Here is a 17,969-nt window from a genome sequence, read left to right on the forward strand (position 1 = left end):
CGGGATTCGTGGGTGACCAGGACGACCGCGGCGCTGGTGTCGCGGGCGGCGTCGGTCAGCAGGGTCAGTACGCGTTCGCCGTTGAGCGAGTCCAGGGCGCCGGTCGGCTCGTCGGCGAAGACCACCCGCGGCCGGGTGACCAGCGCGCGGGCGACGGCGACCCGCTGGCCCTGGCCGCCGGAGATCTCGCCGGGCCGTTTGGCCGCGACGTCGTCGACCTCCAGGCGCTGCAGCCAGTCGCGGGCCTGGCGTTCGGCTTCCTTGCGCTTGGTGCCGTTCAGCCGCAGTGGTAGTGCGACGTTCTCCACGGCGGTCAGCTCCGGTACCAGCTGGCCGAACTGGAAGACGAAACCGAAGTCGGCCCGGCGCAGGGCGCTGCGCTCGGTGTCGCTCATCGCGGTCAGCTCGCGGTCGCGGTAGCGGACGGTGCCGGAGTCCGGGCCGATGATGCCGGCCAGGCAGTGCAGCAGGGTCGACTTGCCGGAGCCGGAGGGGCCCATGACGGCGACGACCTCGCCCGGGTGGATGGAGAAGTCCGCGCCGTCGAGTGCGGGGGTGGTGCCGTACGCCTTGCGCAGCGCGCGGGCGTCGAGCAGGGAACCGGCCGGGGTCATCCGCGGGCCTCCGGGAGTGCGGGCAGGGGGCAGCGCCCTGGGGGTGCTATGGGCATGCCGAGCACTCTACATGAGGTGTATACGCGCGATGTATAGATGTGGTGTGCAGTGGGGGCGTGGTGTGCGGTGAGTCGCCGCGCGGCGCCGGGGCCATACCGCGTCTGCCCCGTCTACGGCCCGTCCGGCTCCTGTGCCTTGGGCGGGCGCCCCCGCCGCGGTATGGCCCCGGCGCCGCGCGGCAGCCGCCCCGCGTCGGCCAGGGCCTTGCGGAGCAGGAACTCGATCTGCGCGTTGGCGCTGCGCAGTTCGTCGTCGGCCCAGCGCGCGAGGGCGTCGTGGATCAGCGGGTCCAGCCGCAGCAGCACCTGCTTGCGCCGCTGCGGCCGTCGCGGCGGGGTCCGCTCGCCCTCGGCGCCGGACCCCTCCGGGGCATCGGCACTCACTGGTAGAGAGAGCCCGTGTTCAGGACCGGCTGGGCGGCCCGGTCGCCGCAGAGCACCACCATCAGATTGCTGACCATGGCCGCCTTGCGCTCCTCGTCCAGCTCGACGATGCCCTGCTCGTTGATCCGGTCCAGTGCCATCTCGACCATGCCGACCGCGCCCTCGACGATCTGCTGGCGGGCCGCCACCACCGCGCCGGCCTGCTGGCGCTGGAGCATCGCGGAGGCGATCTCGGGGGCGTAGGCGAGGTGGCTGAAGCGGGACTCGATGATCCGTACGCCGGCGGCCTGGACCCGGGCGGTCAGCTCCAGGGCGAGCTTCTCGGTGATCTCCTCGGCGTTGCCGCGCAGCGACAGGGCGTCCTCGTCGTGCGCGTCATAGGGGTACTCGATCGCGATGTGCCGGACGGCCGCCTCGGTCTGGGTGGCGACGAACTCCAGGAAGTCGTCGACCTCGAACAGCGCCTGGGCGGTGTCCTCGACCTGCCAGACGACGATCGAGGCCAGCTCGATCGGGTTGCCGTAGGCGTCGTTGACCTTCAGGACCGCGGTCTCGTGGTTGCGCACCCGGGTGGAGATCTTGCGGGCGGTGGTCAGCGGGTTGACCCAGCGCAGCCCGTCGGTGCGGATGGTGCCGACGTACCGGCCGAACAGCTGGATGATCCGGGCCTCACCGGGCGCGATCATCTTCACGCCGGTCATGCAGAAGAAGGAGCCGAGCAGCAGCAGGACGCCCGCGATGACCAGCGGCACACCGGCCGCGTTGTTGCCGCCGTTGCCGAGCACGCCGCCCACGATGATCACGGCGACGCCGAGTGCCACCCCCAGCACGGTCAGCAGCAGGGCGAGGCCGCCCGGGATGCTGTGCGCCGGGGTCTCGCGGACCTGCGGGCGCGGCATCTCGGGAGCGTCCACGGCGGGCTCGTCGCCGGGGGGTGTGGTGAGCTCGGTCGGTGTCGGTTCGGGCATGGGGATCCCCGTTTCTCCGGATGCGGCACGTGATGTCCGCCGCACCGGGTGATGTCACTGGCTTAGCAAAGTGATAGCACTTTAATGCCTGGGGTGCCGGGCCGTCCAGTGCTGTGCACGGGGGTCCGCCGCGGTAAGTCCGCAGGTGGGGCGGGGGCGACGCAGAAAACCCACCCCGAGGTTCCGTCGGCCCGGGTGCTGTTTGTCACGCAGGGAAATGCCTGGATCGATGAGTATCTGTTGACAGATGCGGTGTTAGCTTCAACAGCTGAGTTAGCTGGGGGCGGAACGACTGGAGTTGTCGAAGCGATGGGCCGAGCGGAAGCGAGAAGGGCGCGACAGGGGAGCGCCCGCCGGACCAAACCGAAACAGAAGAAGTCCGGTATACGCCGCCTCTTCACCTGGAAGAAGATCGTCGGAACCTTCCTCGGGGTGTGCCTGCTGGGCATCCTCGGCTTCATCGGTCTGTACCTGTACGTGGAGATCCCCAACGAGGGGAACAAGGACGCCGAGCTGCAGAGCAACGTCTACAAGTACGCCGATGGCAAGGTCATGGCCCGGGTCGGCCACATCAACCGCGAGAGCGTCCCGCTCAACCGGATACCCAAGAAGGTCCAGGACGCCTTCATCGCCGCCGAGAACAAGACCTTCCGCCAGGACTCCGGCGTCGACCTGAAGGGCACCGCACGCGGCATCCTCAACACCCTTCTGGGACGCGGCAAGCAGGGTGGCTCGACGATCACCCAGCAGTACGTCAAGAACTACTACCTGAGCGACGAGCAGACCGTCTCCCGCAAGCTGCAGGAGATCGTCATCTCGCTCAAGGTGGACAACAAGCTGACCAAGGACCAGATCCTCGCCGGCTACATCAACACCAGCTACTACGGCCGCGGCGCGTACGGCATCCAGGCCGCCGCCCAGGCCTACTACGGCGTGGACGTCGAGAAGCTCACCGTCTCGCAGGGGGCCTACCTCGCCTCGCTGCTCCAGGCGCCGAGCCAGTACGACTGGTCGAGGGCGACCAAGACCGGACAGCGGCTGGTCAAGGAGCGCTGGGCCTACACCCTGAACAACATGGTCGAGATGCACGCGCTCTCCCAGGAGGACCGCGCGAAGCAGACGTTCAAGAAGCCCCAGGACCCCAAGCCACTGCCCGGTCTGACCGGTCAGACCAGCTACCTCGTCGACCTGGCCAAGAAGGAGCTCTTCGCCCAGGGCGTCGACGAGAACACCTTCGAGCGCGGCGGCTGGACGATCACCCTCGGGATCGAGAAGGGCAAGCAGAAGGCGCTGGAGAAGGCCGTCCAGCGCAAGCTGACCGACGAGCTCAAGCCCAAGGAACGCAAGGTCGACGCGGACGCCCAGCTCGGCGCCGCCTCGGTGGACCCCAAGACCGGCCACATCGTGGCGATGTACGGCGGCGCGGGCTACCCCAAGCACTACACCAACAACGCCACGCGCTCCGACTACCAGCCGGCCTCCACGTTCAAGCCGCTGATCCTGGCCTCGGCGATGGAGAACAACGCGGTCACCCAGGACCATGTGCCGATCACCCCGGACACGATCTACGACGGCCGCAACCGCCGTCCGGTCGTCGGCGGCACCATCCCCTTCGCGCCGCCCAACGAGGACGAGCAGCAGTACGGCAAGATCTCCGTTCAGACGGCGACCAACAACTCCGTCAACGCGGTCTTCGCGCAGATGGGCGAGGACGTCGGCCTGGAGAAGGTCAAGAAGACCGCCGTGAGCCTGGGCATGGACGGCTCCAAGATGGAGGCCCGGCCCGCCATGACGCTGGGCAGCATGGGCGCCAGCCCGCTCCAGATGGCCGGGGCCTACGCCACCCTCGACAACCACGGCAAGAAGGTCACCCCGACGCTGGTGACCAAGGCCGTGCACCCCGTCGACGGCATCGACCGGGAACAGGACCTCAGGGACCCGATCGGCGAACAGGTCCTCAGCCGCAAGACCGCCGACACCCTCACCTCCGTCCTGGCGGGTGTGGTCAACGACGGCACCGCCACGTCCGCCGTGAAGAACACCGCCTACCACGCGGTCGGCAAGACCGGCACCTCCGACGACAACAAGTCGGCGTGGTTCGTGGGCTACACGCCCAAGCTGGCCACCGCGGTGGGCATGTTCGGCGAGTCCCCCAAGGGCGGCGCCCAGGTCACCCTCAAGGGCACCGGGGGCGGCGGCCGGGTCAACGGCGGCGGCTACCCGGCCCAGGTGTGGGCGGCCTACAACGAGGACGTGCTCGGCGGCAGCATCGGCGCCGACTTCGACCTGGAGACGGACCTCGGTGCCGGAGTGCCGCCGACCTCCACCCCGACGCCGAGCAACACCCCGTCGTCGACCCCGTCGCCGAGCGGCACCCCGAGCGGCACCCCGAGCCCGACCCGGACCCCGACCGGCAAGCCGTCGCAGTCCGAGTCCGGCCCCCCGACCGGCCGGCCCTCGCCGTCCGACTCCTCCTCCGGCCCGCCGAACGGCGGCACGACCGGCGGTGACACCACCGACGGCGGGACGACGGACGGCGGCACCGGGGAGGACACCGGCGGAACCGAGCCAAACAGCCTGCCCGGCTTCCACTGACGCCGGAGCGCGCCTGCACAGTGACACCGCGGCCCCCGCCTCGATGGCGGGGGCCGCGGTGCTGTGTCCGGAGGACCCATCGGACAGGCCCTAGCCCCCGTTCACCTTCTTGGCGATCCGGTCGCCCACGTTCTTGTCGATGTTGCGCCAGTACTGCAGCGCGCGCTCCAGCACCGGGCTGCTGACGCCGTTCAGCAGATGGCCGGAGACATTGCCCACCAAGCGTTCGCGGGCCGCGTCGTCCAGCACCTCGCGGACCATCGTGCCCGGCTGGCCGAAGTCGTCGTCGTCCCGGCGCAGCGTGTAGGCGTCGCGGACCATCTCGCCGGCGGTCTCCCAGCCGGCGGCCGGGTCGAAGCGCTCCGGGTCGGCGGCCGGTCCGCCCTTGGAGTTCGGTGCGTACGGCGCGCCCAGCCGGGCCGGGTCGAAGCGCATCGGGCCGTCCTTGGCGTAGGAGTGCACCGGTACGTGCGGCCGGTTCGGCGGCAGCTGGGCGTAGTTGGGGCCGATGCGGTACCGGTGGGTGTCCGGGTAGGAGAAGATCCGGCCGAGCAGCATCTTGTCGGGCGAGACGCTGACGCCCGGGATCAGATTGCTGGGTTCGAACGCGGCCTGCTCGATGTGGATGAAGAAGTCCTCGGGGTTCTTGTTGAGGGTCATCCGGCCGACCTCGATCAGCGGGTAGTCGCCGTGCGGCCACACCTTGGTCAGATCGAACGGGTTGAAGCGGTAGTCCGCCGCGTCCTCGAACGGCATGACCTGCACATACAGCGTCCACGAGGGGTGGTTGCCGCCCTCGATCGCCTCGTACAGATCGCGCCGGTGCACATCGGGATCCGTCCCGGCGAGGCGGTCGGCCTCCTCCTGGGTGAGGAAGTCGATGCCCTGGTCGGTCTTGAAGTGGTACTTGACCCAGAACCGCTGGCCGCTGTCGTTGATCCACATGTAGGTGTGGGAGCCGTAGCCGTTCATGTGGCGGTACGTCCTGGGGATACCGCGGTCGCCCATCAGCCAGGTGACCATGTGCGCGGACTCCGGGGAGAGCGTCCAGAAGTCCCACTGCATGTCGTTGTCGCGCAGACCGTTGTCCGGCCGCCGCTTCTGGGAGCGGATGAAGTCCTGGAACTTGATGGTGTCGCGGACGAAGAAGACCGGGGTGTTGTTGCCGACCAGGTCGTAGTTGCCGGCCTCCGTGTAGAACTTGAGCGCGAAGCCCCTGGGGTCGCGCCAGGTGTCCGGGCTGCCCTGTTCGCCGGCCACCGTGGAGAAGCGGGCCAGCATGTCGGTCTGCTTGCCGGGCTGGAAGACGATCGCCTTGGTGAACTGGCTGACGTCGTTGGTGACCTCGAAGGTGCCGTAGGCGCCCGAGCCCTTGGCGTGCACCACCCGCTCGGGGACCCGCTCGCGGTTGAACTGGGCCATCTTCTCGATCAGGTAGTGGTCGTGCAGCAGGATCGGGCCGTCGCGCCCGACGGTGAGCGAGTGCTCGTCGCTCTCCACCGGGACCCCGGCGTTGGTCGTCGTGCGCGGGACGTCGCGAGCGGTGCTGGTCATGAGTGGGATGCCTCCCAATCGACGGGGGTGGGGTGCTTACGGTGCGGTAGGTCCCTTTTGCCCACCCAAGCAGTCAACGCCCCCGACGGCATGTCGGCAAGAGTTGGACCCCGTCCGGTCTCGGACGGGGTCCAACATGTGGGACGGCGGCCGCCGTCAGCGGCGCGCGGTCCCCGGCGGCATCGTCAGCTCGAACCAGACGACCTTCCCCATGCTCAGACGGGTCGCGCCCCAGCGCCGCGCCATCCGGTTGACCAGGTAGAGGCCCCGCCCGCCCTCGTCCGACGGCCGGGCCTGGCGCAGCCGCGGCAGCTGCGGAACGTCGTCCCCGACCTCGCAGCGCAGTACGTCCGTGCGCAGCAACCGCAGCGTGATCGGCCGCTCCGCGTACCGCACCGCGTTCGTCACCACCTCGCTGACCAGCAGCTCGAGCTGATCGGTCAGCTCGTCCAGACCCCAGCGCGCCAGCGCCCGCCGGGCCAGCCGGCGCGCCTGCCCGGCCGTCTGCGCCTTCGGGTCCAGATACCAGTACGCGACATCGCTCGGCGCGATCCCGTCGAACCGGGCCGCCAGCAGCGCGATGTCGTCGTCGCGGTCGCCCGGCCCCAGCATGTCCAGCACCTCGTCGCACAGCGGCTCCAGCGGCGGCGGATGGGGACCCGTCAGCCGCGCCGTCTCCGCCAGCCGCTCCCGCAGCTGCTCGATGCCGGTCCACACGTCCCGGATCCGCGACTCCACCAGACCGTCGGTGTAGAGGACGAGCGTGGCGCCCGCCGGCGCGTCCAGCTCCACCGCCTCGAAGTCCACCCCGCCGACGCCGATCGGCGCGCCCGACGGCACCCGCAGCACCTCGGCACGCCCGCCGCGGTGCAGCATCACCGGCGGCGGATGGCCCGCGTTGGCGATGGTGATCCGGTGCGCCACCGGGTCGTAGACCGCGTACATGCAGGTCGCCATCCGGTCCGTACCCAGCCGCTGCGCCTGCTCGTCGAGGTGGTGCAGCACCTCCTGCGGCGGCAGGTCCAGGCCCGCCAGCGTCTGCGCGGTGGTCCGCAGCTGGCCCATGATCGCGGCCGAGGTCATCGAGTGCCCCATGACATCGCCGACGACCAGCGCCACCCGGCTGCCCGGCAGCGGGATCGCGTCGTACCAGTCGCCGCCGACCCGGGCCGTCTCGGCGGCCGGCAGATAGCGGCTGGCCAGCCGGACCCCGGTCGGCTGCGGCAGTGAATCGGGCAGCATCGTGCGCTGCAGCGCATCGGCGATATACGCCTCGCGGCCGTAGAGCACCGCCTTGTCCACACCCACCAGCTGCGCCGCCACCAGCAGATCGTCCGGCTCGAACGCCGGCCGGTCCGGGCGGCGCAGGAACACCGCCGCACCGATCACCCGCCGCCGCCCGCGCAGCGGCGCCAGGATCACCCGGTGCCCGCCGGGCAGCCGCGGATCGGGCCCCAGCAGCTCGGGCAGCGCCGTACGCGCCGCCTGCGCCTCACCGAACAGCGGCCGTACGCCCCGCAGCACCTCGGCCAGCGGACCGCCGGGCCGCACCTCCGCCAGCTCCGCCGCGCTGCCGCCCATCGCCGGGCCCAGATCGGGCTGCGCGGGCAGCACCGGCAGCCGGCCGCCGTTGGTGTCCGGCTCCTCCGGAATCCGGTCGGTACGCCGCAGCCGCAGGACCACCGGGCCGGTCGGCCGCTCATCGCCCACCGGCAGCGGATCGCGCAGATAGACCAGGATCGCGTCGGCGAACGTCGGCACCGTCGCCCGGCACAGGCCGAGCACGATCTCGTCGAGGTCTATCCCGCGGGCGATCCGCCGCGTCGCCGCCCCGATGAACCGCAGCCGGTCGCCGCCCGCCTGCCGGGCCGCCGCCACCTCACCGCTCTCGCCCGGATGCGCCGAGCGCGCCGGGGGAGCCGGCGGCAGCGGAGCCGGCGGCAGTCCCTCCGGGGGACCCGCCGGAGCCGGCACCTGCGCCCCGGTGGCCTCCCCGGCCGTCATCCGCCCCCCTTCGCCGCCGCGCGGCCGCTCGATCCCGTCGCCGCCGTGGGGCGGACGCTGCCCGCGGTGCGGCTCCTCGCCCGGCTCGGGCGCCTGGGCGCGGTTCACCGCACCCTGCGCCGTTCGCCGCTGGGCCCGGACCGGCTCCCGCCCCGCGTCCGGCGCGCCGGACTCCCGCCTGCTCGCCGGCATGGCCACCTCCCCGTATGAGTCGCCGTACGCCTCCCCGTACGGAATGGCGGCGCTGTCCCGCGCCGCACCATGGTCCGCGACCGGCTCCTCGTCGGCGTGACCGGAGTGCCCGGAACAGCCGGCCGGCGGGCCCGCCGAAGCGGTGACGGCGGCACCGGACAGGCCGAGGTCGTCACCGCCGCGCACCGCGAAGCCGCTGCCCGGCACCGGGGCGATCCCGGTCGCGGCGGGCCGCTGCAGGGCGCTGCGCGGGTCCGGGACCGCGCCGAGCGGCGCCGCCTGGCCCGGCCCCCGCGCAGGGGACGCCGAGGGCGCGGCGGTCGAGGCCGACTGCCGCGATTCGTGGGAGGTGGGGTGCTCCGTCACGCGTGGGATTCCATCCGTCCGGGGCTGTGCGCCAAACGCGCCGCGTTCCGGGCGCGTCCTGAGTGCGGGACGCGCCCGAGGCGCTGCGTCTCAGGCGCGTCGCAGGTGCAGAAAGAGCTGGATTTCGGGTGGTACGTCCGTACTCGCCGGGGCGTATGCGTAGGCATCCTCCCCGACGACGTCGAAACCCGCGTCGTGCACGACCCGGCGCAGGTCGTCCCGCAGGTAACCCGATACCCGGATCGAGTTGCCCAGGAACGGAATCGTGAAGTCGTCCACATCCGCCTCGACCATCGACAGGGCGAGCAGCCCCTCGGGTCGTAGCAGATCATGCAGCATGCCCAGTGCGTAAGGGATTTCCGCACGGGGCAGCATCAGCAGGGAGAAATAAGCGGCGATTCCGTCGAAAGAGCCGGCGCCGCCGAGCCGGCCACCGCGCAGATCGGCGATGTCCAGCCGGTGGAACTCCGCGCCCGGGGCGTTGTCCCGGGCCAGCTTGACCATCGAGGGGGAGAGGTCGACACCGACGACGCGGTGCCCGGCCTCCGACAGCTGACGGGCGGTCGGCAGCCCCGTCCCGCATCCGAGGTCCAGGATGCGCGAGCCCTCGGGCAGCGCACCGGCCAGCCAGGCGCCCGAAGCGATCTGCCCCTCCTTGTGCGGAAAAGCGTCGTCATAGCGGTCACCGATCGCATCGAACGCCTCGGCCTGACCGGCCCGGTCCAGTGCTAACCGGTTCAGACCCTCGTATCCGTCGTAGCTCGTCGCGCTCACGACCTCGCCCCTCCTGCGACCGCGGTCAAGTTCGTTTTCCAGTTCTGGAGTTGCGCGTTGCGCCTGTGCAGTCTTGCGGAGGACGATCCTACGTTTGAAGACCCAGGGCGCAGCAAGGGGGCTCGGCCCCGCTTGTCGTACGGCGGGAAACAGCTTCGCCCACTCGCGCACCTTTCCACCGTTCGCCCCCTTCACTCCCGCCGATTCCCTTCGCTCCCTCACGACCGCAAACGATCCGGTGCGCGGTCCCAGTCGTCCGGCAGCCCCGGGACCCCCCAGGCCGGATCGGGCCGCCAGTCCTCCCAGCCGTCCGCGAACGGCCCCCGCCAGGCCGAGATCTGTGCGATCGCGGCCCGTCCGGCCGATCGGACCTCGGCGGCCCGGGCGGGCGGCATCAGCCCGTCCCGCTGCGCCTGCGCGAACTCGTCCTCGTCCCGCCACTCCCAGTGCCGGTCCGGATAGACGCAGATGTCGAGGAAGTGGTCCTCGGAGTCGATCCCGCCCGCCCAACGGCGCCGCGGCTCCTCCAGATTGACGTACCAGTTCTTGAACTGCCAGCCGCGCTCCCAGAACAGCCACACCGACCAGGGATCGCCGGGCCGCGCCAGCTTCAGCACGCCCGTGCCGAACCAGTGGTCGCGCACGGTCCGGCGGGGCTTGGTGTAGCGGGTGGACAGCGGCTCGCGGTGGACGGGCGTGCCGTCGGCGAGCACCGGCCGGACGCAGGGCGTACCGGGCGCCATCCACACCGCGAGCAGGTCATCGGTGTCCTGGACAACGGTCATGGGGCGGCAGATGTGGATCTGATGGGGCTGGGCGTTGTCGCGGTAGCGCCACAGGATGTGGTCCCCCGCCGCCCAGCGCCCGGCCGGCACCCGCACCGCGCCGTCCGCCGCCCGCTTTGCCCCGGCCTCCCCGCGTTCGCCGGCCGTCTCGCCTTCCGTCGTGTCCACCATGTCCGCTGTCATGCGCAGATCTTAGAGGCGCGGCGTGACGCCCGCCGTGACATGAGCCGCACCCGGCGTTACAAGCGTGGTAACGCGCGCCCCGCGCGCCGTGACGAACGCGCGCTGCGCGGGAGCGCCAGGGGGCGCGACACGGGTGCGCACCACGGCGCGCACCCGCCGCCCCGGCCGCGGCGGCCCTACGGGCGCGTCATCCGCAGCACGTCCAGCGCCTCGTCCAGCTGCTCCTCGGTCAGCAGGCCGCGCTCCACATATCCGCCCTCGACGACGACCTGACGGATCGTCCTCCGCTCGGCCAGCGACGTCTTCGCCACCTTCGCGGCTTCCTCGTAGCCGAGGTACTTGTTCAGCGGAGTGACCACCGACGGGGACGACTCCGCATACTCCCGGGCCCGTTCGGCATGGGCGGTGATCCCGTCCACCGTACGGTCCGCCAGCAGCCGCGCCACGTTCCCGATCAGCCGGATCGACTCCAGCACGTTCCTGGCGATGACCGGCAGCATCACATTCAGCTCGAAATTGCCGGCCGCCCCGGCCGCGGCCACCGTCGCGTCGTTCCCCGTGACCTGCGCCGCGACCATCAGCACCGCCTCGGGAATCACCGGGTTGACCTTCCCCGGCATGATCGACGAGCCCGGCTGCAGATCCGGCAGCGCGATCTCCGCGAGGCCGGTCCGCGGACCCGAGGCCATCCACCGCAGATCATTGGCGATCTTCGTCAGCCCGACGCCGATGGTCCGCAGCTGCCCGCTGGTCTCGACGATCCCGTCCCGCGCCCCCTGCGCCTCGAAGTGATCGCGGGCCTCCGTCAGCGGCAGCCCCGTCACCCGCGCCACTTCGGCGATCACCGCGGCCGAGAATCCGGGCGGCGTGTTGATGCCGGTGCCCACCGCCGTACCGCCCAGCGGCAGTTCCGCCAGCCGCGGCAGCGACGCCCGCAGCCGCTCCACGCCGTACCGGACCTGGGCCGCGTACCCCCCGAACTCCTGCCCCAGCGTCACCGGCGTCGCATCCATCAGATGCGTCCGCCCCGACTTCACGACGTCCGCGAACTCCGCCGCCTTGCGCTCCAGGGAGGCGGCGAGGTGGTCGAGCGCCGGAATGAGGTCGTTGAGCACCGCGGAGGTCGCCGCGATGTGAATCGACGACGGGAACACGTCGTTGGAGGACTGACTGGCGTTCACATGGTCATTGGGGTGGACGTCCCGGCCCAGCCGCTCGCTCGCCAGCGTCGCGATGACCTCGTTGGCGTTCATGTTGGACGACGTGCCGGAACCGGTCTGGAACACGTCGATCGGGAAGTGCGCGTCCCACCGTCCCTCGGCGACCTCCGCGGCGGCCTCCTGGACGGCCGCCGCGATGTCCTGGTCGAGCACCCCCAGCTCGGCGTTGACCTTCGCGGCCGCCCCCTTGATCCGGGCCAGCGCCCCGATGTGCGCCCGCTCCAGCCGCTGCCCGGAAATCGGGAAGTTCTCCACCGCCCGCTGGGTCTGCGCCCGCCACTTCGCGTGCGCGGGCACCCGCACCTCGCCCATGGAGTCGTGCTCGGTCCTGAAGTCGTCGCCGGCCGCGCCGGACGCGCTGTTGTCGCTCATACCTATGACAGTGCCCGGGAGCGCCGATCTGTTCCCGGGCATCGGGGTGATGTCACCTGGGTGCGGGGCGGTCGTCTTTCAGGCCGGATATGAAGACACCCCAGGCCGCCTGGGGGATGAGCAGGGCGGGACCGTGCGGGTCCTTGCTGTCCCGGACGGGGACGAGGCCGGGGTAGCCGTCGGCCACCTCTACGCACGTTCCCCCGTCATTGTTGCTGTGGCTGGACTTGCGCCATACGGCCGTCCTCAGATCCGGGGCGGTTCCCATCGCGTCCACTCCTCCATTGCCGCTCGAATCATCGCCCCGGAGTCACGGGGCGAGAGGGCCATGGCCCTGAGCAGATCGTAGGACTCGCGACGCTCGGCCACCTCGTCCGCACCCTCGATGACCGTTCCCGAGCGGCTGCCCTCTTCGTAGGCAACCGTTGGCTGATTCGACAACGTGTAGAGCGTGAGAGAACCGCCTGCCTCGGCATGCCCGCCCGCCGCGAACGGCAGGACTTGGACGGTGATGTGTGCCCGCGCCCCGAGTTCATTGGGCCCGTCCCTCCCCGTCCCCTGACTTCGCGCGGGACGGCAACGCCCTGTCGATCGTAGCCAGCGCAGAGCAACCATGGAGGCACAGACGGTAAGTACCCCGGCGACCGCCACAACGGCCCCGGGGCATGGCCAACGCTTGATCCTCCAGGAGCGTCAACATGCGTCAGTTTATTGCCCGTTGCCTTGCCTGGGTGCGCGCTTTACTCATCCCGCGGCCGTCGGGGCGACACCGTGCCGACTCGACGCCGCACATCTGCCCGGTGACGGTCCGTACGGTCCTCGTATGGCCGGCGAACCCGCCGCGGTTCCCCCGTACGGCCAGGCACCGCAGGTCCGTGGAAGGCCCGGAGGTCGTCGACGGGGACCGTTCGCCGCTCGTCCGCCCGTACTACGTCGCGTACGAGCACGCGCCGCAGCCCGCCGAGGTGGTCTGGTGACCCTCGCCACCGGGGCGACGCCCATAGGCGCCTCAGCCGAACGCTGCCGAAGACCCGCTGGCGGCAGAAGGCACCGGTGACGCCTCGGCCCTCGGGCCGTCGGCGGGCGTCCCCACCTGTGCTTCCTCGTCCCGGTCCGGGAGGAAGCGCAGGCTTTGGAGGAACGGCACCAGCAGTTCGCAGTAGTCGGCCCAGTGGTCCGTGCTGGGCGTACTGAACGTCACCGTGACCAGTGTCTGCGCGCCGGGCACTGCGCTCGGTGGTACGGGAATGAACGCCTGCAGCTGAGCGACGTCGATCGGCATGTCCTCGCCGGATTGCGTGAATTCGGCGGGCAGACGCAGGTCGGGGGATTGCCGGATGACCAGGGTGGCCTGGCCGCAGGGCAGGGTGATGGCGCTGACCTCGGCGCTCTGGCCGTGCTGCGCGGCCAGGATCTTGGTCATGCCGGCGACAGGAATCTCCGGGTCCTCGTAGGAGAGCGGCGCGAGTCCGATGGTGAGGGTTCCAGTGGACCAGTCGCCGTCGTCGAACCGGCCGAAACAGGAGGCCGAGTAGATCACTCCGACCTTTGCGAGCAGGGCGGAAACCTTCTGATACTCCGCCGCGATCTCGTCGATCCGCTCGTCGGGGAACGCTGCGCCCTGGGCTTGGGCACGGGCGGCGACCTCGGCCCGGGTCTGCTCAGGGGTTATTCCGGGGGTGATCCTGTGGAAGATGGACGGGACTTCGAAGGCGACACGTACGCCACTCATTGCATTCACCATTTCTGCCGGCCCGGTGGGGGCAGGGTCCTTCGGCGGTCGGCCCGCCGCGTGTACCACGTGAGAGCTGCGGCACCGCCCAGGAAAGCGGGCGCGGCAATGGCGGGCGCGAGGTACGGGTCACCGGATCGGTAGTTGCTGACGGCTGCGATGACGGAACCGATACCGAACACCAGGAGCCCGATGATCTGGGTGCGCCGGGCAGCAGGATCGGGGGCCTGACGCAGCTCGTTTTGTATCTGTTCCACTGAGGCCGGTTGGGGCGCTGCATTCCAGTTCCCTGGACTGGCGCCCGTGTTCGGCGGCGTGGGGGCGGTTCTCCGCATCACGAGGTAGCGGGGCTGCCCCCGGTTGGTTTCCCACTGCCAGACGGAGTATCCGTACTGATGGCCCAGCCATGCGGTCTGTTCCGCGGACCATCCGGTGCCGTTCACCCGGACCTTGACTTCCGGGCGGCCGTCGAAGGAACGGATGATGTCCGCTTGCCGTCGCCTGTGCTGGTCCCTTGTGCCGACGAGATCGGAGAAACCAAGGAGTACCACGGCAATGACGCCGACCAGGGTGACGAGGAGGATGAGTGCGTATACCATCTGGGGCCTTTAACTGGCTGCCTGTTGTGCTGCCGCAGCATCTTTCTCGCTGCCCTTTTCCCAGGCATGGGTGAATGCCATGCCCAGATGAACCACGGGACCCATCGGGCCACCGAACAACATCGATCCGCCTACTACTGCGGCTTCCTTCTTGTCGTCCGGAAGGAAGTAGCCCAGTCCTGTCTGATCTTGTATCCAGTCCCAGCCGGTCATGCCGATGCTGGCCCAGCCCGAGGCTTTTCCGAGGTCGTCGATCTTCCCTGCCACGACAACGGCTTCCGTCGCACTCTTCACCCCGTTGGCGACCCTGCCCAGGCCGAAGGAGACTGCCCCCAGTTTGTCCTCGGTCAGCGTGCGGTCGCTGACGACACCGTCACCACCTGCCGCCTGTGCTGTCGCGTGCAGGCCCCAGGCGGCCAGTGAAGTGACCCCGGATACGGTCCCCATGATCCCTTCCGCCGGCGGGAAGAGGAGCCCGACCGCACCTGTGACCGTGCTGACCGCCGCGAATACATCGCCAATGGCCGCAATCGCGTTCGCGTGCTCCTTGATCCATTTCCCGAGATCGCGTTCGAAGTCTGCGATGGCGTTTGCCAGGTCCTTGAAGCCCCTGAAGAGATCATCGAAGAAACCCGGTTCGTCCGGGGCCTGTTCGGCGGCGTCCGACAGCGCCGAGGCCGTTTTCGCAGCCAATTCTTCATGGCTCGAGCGGATCTTCTTCGCGTCTTCGATGATGTTCGAGAGCTCATCGCGCGCCGTGTTCATTTCCTTCACGGCCCGGTCGTAGCGCTCGTTGGCCACTTCGAGATCCGCGTCGGACATGCCGATCCCGCCATCGCGGAAGATCTGCAGGTCCGGGTCGTTCTCGGCCCGCTCGGCGCGCTTGCGGGCGGCCTTGGCCTCGCTCTCGTACGAACTCGCTCTGGACTGCATCGTGCTCAGGTGCACCTGCCAGTTGTCCAAGGCGTGCCAGGCCTTCTCGAAGCTCGTGCCCGCGGTGTCGAGCATCTTCGGAAGTGGTCGGGTCTTCGCGCGGAAACCTTCTGCGGCCTGGCCCGTCCAGGTCGTCCCGTCCTCGATGCCCCGCAGGGTCTCCGCGGCACTTGTGATGTTCTTGTGCGCGCGGTTCAGATCATCGACCAGATCACTGATTGCCTGGAGAACCCCGGGCGCCGGATTGAACTGCAGCCCGGAGAAGTGGCCGTTGTCCTCGTACGGGTCCCCTCCGCTGTATCCCCAAATCTTTTCACCGAGTGAAAACATGCCACCCCCGCGGTCCCGTACCGATATGAGTCGGACTGCTGCTATCCGAACGGACTTGCCTGCTCGCCGCTGTTCCCCGGTCCATCGCCCGGGTGTCCCTTTGCGAATGCCTGCCGAACTGCGTTGTCGGTCTCGTGGTAGGCGCGGGCGGTGGCGTGCAGGTCTTGACGGATCGCTTTCGTGATCTCTGAGATCTGCGAAATGCCGTACTCCCAGGAGTTCTTGAACTTTGCCCCGGCCCTGTCGATGGGATCGCTGCCGAGTTCGCTGAACGTCGCACTGTGCAGGTCGCCACTGGCGTGGGTCATGGACTCCGTGCAGCGTTCCAGACGCGCCGACAGCGAGCTCAACTCCTCGACGTCGGCCTTGAATCCTCCCGAACCCGACACCGATATCCCCCTGCCCCGTGTATGAGCAATTCCTGATCAAGATCATCCAAGCTAACAGGCGGGTAACGGGGGTGTCACTTACCTTTACGGCTTCCTGACGCCGGCCGCTTGGGGCGCGTATTCGGTGGAAGTCTGCCTGGAGAACTCTTGGATGACGGCCTATCAAGCAGAAAGGCCACCACCCACTTGGTGTGGATGGTGGCCGTTCGTCCGGCAAATGTCAGGAGCGCACCGGAATGCTCGTGAACGTGGGCGCCGGCGCCGGGTCCTGGAAGAAGTCGTTGCCCTTGTCGTCGACGACGACGAACGCCGGGAAGTCCTCGACCTCGATCTTCCAGACGGCTTCCATGCCGAGCTCCTCGTACTCCAGGACCTCGACCTTCTTGATGCAGTCCTGGGCCAGGCGGGCGGCCGGGCCGCCGATGGAGCCGAGGTAGAAACCGCCGTGCGCGGCGCAGGCGTCGGTGACCTGCTGGGAGCGGTTGCCCTTGGCGAGCATCACCTTGGAGCCGCCGGCCGCCTGGAACTGCTCGACGTAGGCGTCCATACGGCCCGCGGTCGTCGGGCCGAAGGAGCCGGAGGCGTAGCCCTCGGGGGTCTTGGCCGGGCCCGCGTAGTAGACGGGGTGGTTCCTGAGGTACTCCGGCATCTCCTCGCCGGCGTCCAGACGCTCCTTGATCTTGGCGTGGGCGATGTCGCGGGCGACGACCAGCGTGCCGGTGAGGGAGAGCCGGGTCTTGACCGGGTGCTTGGTCAGCTCGGCCAGGACGTCGTCCATCGGGCGGTTGAGGTCGATGGCGACGGCGTCGAGGTCGGGGCCCGCGCCCTCGGTCAGTTCGGCGTCGGTGGTGTCGGGGAGGAAGCGGGCCGGGTCGGTCTCCAGCTGCTCCAGGAAGACGCCCTCGGCGGTGATCTTCGCGACGGCCTGGCGGTCCGCGGAGCAGGAGACGGCGATGGCGACCGGGCAGGACGCGCCGTGGCGGGGCAGGCGGACCACGCGGACATCGTGGCAGAAGTACTTGCCGCCGAACTGCGCGCCGATGCCGATCTTCTGCGTCAGCTCGAAGACCTTCTCCTCCAGCTCCCTGTCGCGGAAGCCGTGGCCCGTGGGGGAGCCCTCGGCCGGGAGCTCGTCCAGGTAGTGCGCGGAGGCGTACTTGGCGGTCTTGAGGGCGTACTCGGCGGAGGTGCCGCCCACCACGATGGCCAGGTGGTACGGCGGACAGGCGGCCGTGCCCAGCGAGCGGATCTTCTGCTCCAGGAACTTCATCATGGAGGCCTCGTTGAGGACCGCCTTGGTCTCCTGGAAGAGGAAGGACTTGTTGGCGCTGCCGCCGCCCTTGGCCATGAAGAGGAACTTGTAGGCGCCGCCGTCGGTCGCGTAGAGCTCGATCTGCGCCGGGAGGTTGGAGCCGGTGTTCTTCTCCTCCCACATCGTCAGCGGGGCCATCTGCGAGTAGCGCAGGTTGAGCTGCGTGTAGGCGTCGTAGATGCCGCGGGAGAGGGCTTCCTCGTCGCGGCCCCCGGTGAGGACGTGCTGGCCGCGCTTGCCCATGACGATCGCGGTGCCGGTGTCCTGGCACATCGGCAGTACGCCGGCCGCCGCGATGTTGGCGTTCTTGAGCAGGTCGAGCGCGACGAAGCGGTCGTTGGCGCTGGCCTCGGGGTCGTCCAGGATCTTGCGGAGCTGGGCGAGGTGGGCCGGGCGCAGGTAGTGCGAGATGTCGTGCATCGCCTCGGCGGCCAGCTTGCGCAGCGCCTCCGGCTCCACCTTGAGGAACGTACGGCCGTCGGCCTCGAAGGTGCTCACGCCCTCCGAGGTGACGAGGCGGTACGGCGTGTTGTCCTCACCTACGGGGAGAAGGTCGGTGTAGGCGAATTCCGGCATCGAAGGTCATTCCTTACTCGGAGGGGTC

The 17,969-nt window shown here is 69.7% G+C and carries 17 protein-coding genes; 2 read left to right on the forward strand and 15 right to left on the reverse strand.

Translation table 11 applies throughout. The annotated features are described in order from the left end of the window. The 3 genes from ACWD6P_RS28060 to ACWD6P_RS28070 form a co-directional block, all read right to left on the reverse strand. A partial coding sequence (locus tag ACWD6P_RS28060) for an ABC transporter ATP-binding protein (protein ID WP_451446949.1) occupies positions 1 to 614 on the reverse strand: 614 nt, incomplete at its 3' end. A 170-nt stretch (positions 615 to 784) separates the two neighbouring features. Continuing rightward, positions 785 to 1,057 (reverse strand): hypothetical protein, encoded by a 273-nt coding sequence (locus ACWD6P_RS28065; RefSeq protein WP_451446950.1) that lies wholly within the window; start codon positions 1,055 to 1,057, stop codon positions 785 to 787. Then, entirely contained in the window at positions 1,054 to 2,025 is a 972-nt protein-coding gene (locus ACWD6P_RS28070; RefSeq protein ID WP_451446951.1) for an SPFH domain-containing protein, read from the reverse strand. The genes ACWD6P_RS28065 and ACWD6P_RS28070 overlap by 4 nt, the downstream gene beginning before the upstream one ends. A gap of 309 nt (positions 2,026 to 2,334) precedes the next feature. Here ACWD6P_RS28070 and ACWD6P_RS28075 point away from each other — a divergent pair, with 309 nt between their 5' ends. Next, a complete protein-coding gene (locus ACWD6P_RS28075; RefSeq protein WP_451446952.1) occupies positions 2,335 to 4,620 on the forward strand; it encodes a transglycosylase domain-containing protein in 2,286 nt (761 codons plus the stop codon). A 90-nt stretch (positions 4,621 to 4,710) separates the two neighbouring features. Here the strand turns inward: ACWD6P_RS28075 and ACWD6P_RS28080 are convergent, their stop codons facing one another. The 7 genes from ACWD6P_RS28080 to ACWD6P_RS28110 all read right to left on the reverse strand — a co-directional run bounded on the left by ACWD6P_RS28080 (position 4,711) and on the right by ACWD6P_RS28110 (position 12,685). Beyond that, positions 4,711 to 6,174 carry a catalase gene (locus ACWD6P_RS28080; protein ID WP_451446953.1) on the reverse strand — a complete coding sequence of 488 codons (1,464 nt, stop codon included), beginning with the start codon at positions 6,172 to 6,174 and terminating at the stop codon, positions 4,711 to 4,713. 156 nt (positions 6,175 to 6,330) lie between these two features. Next, positions 6,331 to 8,736: a SpoIIE family protein phosphatase gene (locus ACWD6P_RS28085; protein ID WP_451446954.1), complete on the reverse strand. Its 2,406-nt coding sequence runs from the start codon at positions 8,734 to 8,736 to the stop codon at positions 6,331 to 6,333. A 90-nt stretch (positions 8,737 to 8,826) separates the two neighbouring features. After that, positions 8,827 to 9,510 (reverse strand): class I SAM-dependent DNA methyltransferase, encoded by a 684-nt coding sequence (locus ACWD6P_RS28090; protein WP_451446955.1) that lies wholly within the window; start codon positions 9,508 to 9,510, stop codon positions 8,827 to 8,829. A gap of 218 nt (positions 9,511 to 9,728) precedes the next feature. Next, entirely contained in the window at positions 9,729 to 10,466 is a 738-nt protein-coding gene (gene fomD / locus ACWD6P_RS28095; RefSeq protein ID WP_451446991.1) for a cytidylyl-2-hydroxypropylphosphonate hydrolase, read from the reverse strand. Between the two features lie 188 nt (positions 10,467 to 10,654). Beyond that, positions 10,655 to 12,070 carry a class II fumarate hydratase gene (locus ACWD6P_RS28100; protein ID WP_451446956.1) on the reverse strand — a complete coding sequence of 472 codons (1,416 nt, stop codon included), beginning with the start codon at positions 12,068 to 12,070 and terminating at the stop codon, positions 10,655 to 10,657. Positions 12,071 to 12,122: 52 nt separating this feature from the next. Continuing rightward, positions 12,123 to 12,338: a DUF397 domain-containing protein gene (locus ACWD6P_RS28105; RefSeq protein ID WP_451446957.1), complete on the reverse strand. Its 216-nt coding sequence runs from the start codon at positions 12,336 to 12,338 to the stop codon at positions 12,123 to 12,125. Continuing rightward, positions 12,317 to 12,685: a Scr1 family TA system antitoxin-like transcriptional regulator gene (locus tag ACWD6P_RS28110; protein ID WP_451446958.1), complete on the reverse strand. Its 369-nt coding sequence runs from the start codon at positions 12,683 to 12,685 to the stop codon at positions 12,317 to 12,319. The genes ACWD6P_RS28105 and ACWD6P_RS28110 overlap by 22 nt, the downstream gene beginning before the upstream one ends. A gap of 116 nt (positions 12,686 to 12,801) precedes the next feature. Here ACWD6P_RS28110 and ACWD6P_RS28115 point away from each other — a divergent pair, with 116 nt between their 5' ends. Next, positions 12,802 to 13,047 (forward strand): hypothetical protein, encoded by a 246-nt coding sequence (locus ACWD6P_RS28115; protein WP_451446959.1) that lies wholly within the window; start codon positions 12,802 to 12,804, stop codon positions 13,045 to 13,047. A gap of 32 nt (positions 13,048 to 13,079) precedes the next feature. On the opposite strand, the gene ACWD6P_RS28120 is transcribed toward ACWD6P_RS28115, so the two are convergent. From ACWD6P_RS28120 to ACWD6P_RS28140, 5 genes are all read right to left on the reverse strand, one after another. Beyond that, the gene (locus ACWD6P_RS28120) at positions 13,080 to 13,802 is read right to left on the reverse strand and encodes a hypothetical protein (RefSeq protein ID WP_451446960.1); all 723 of its coding nucleotides are present in this window, start codon (positions 13,800 to 13,802) and stop codon (positions 13,080 to 13,082) included. A gap of 5 nt (positions 13,803 to 13,807) precedes the next feature. After that, a complete protein-coding gene (locus tag ACWD6P_RS28125; protein ID WP_451446961.1) occupies positions 13,808 to 14,401 on the reverse strand; it encodes a hypothetical protein in 594 nt (197 codons plus the stop codon). Positions 14,402 to 14,410: 9 nt separating this feature from the next. Continuing rightward, positions 14,411 to 15,664 carry a putative T7SS-secreted protein gene (locus ACWD6P_RS28130; protein WP_451446962.1) on the reverse strand — a complete coding sequence of 418 codons (1,254 nt, stop codon included), beginning with the start codon at positions 15,662 to 15,664 and terminating at the stop codon, positions 14,411 to 14,413. 41 nt (positions 15,665 to 15,705) lie between these two features. Then, positions 15,706 to 16,053 carry a WXG100 family type VII secretion target gene (locus ACWD6P_RS28135; protein ID WP_451446963.1) on the reverse strand — a complete coding sequence of 116 codons (348 nt, stop codon included), beginning with the start codon at positions 16,051 to 16,053 and terminating at the stop codon, positions 15,706 to 15,708. Positions 16,054 to 16,273: 220 nt separating this feature from the next. Then, positions 16,274 to 17,941: a fumarate hydratase gene (locus ACWD6P_RS28140; RefSeq protein WP_451446964.1), complete on the reverse strand. Its 1,668-nt coding sequence runs from the start codon at positions 17,939 to 17,941 to the stop codon at positions 16,274 to 16,276. Positions 17,942 to 17,969 lie beyond the last annotated feature (28 nt).

Source organism: Streptomyces sp. NPDC002446 (assembly GCF_053595675.1).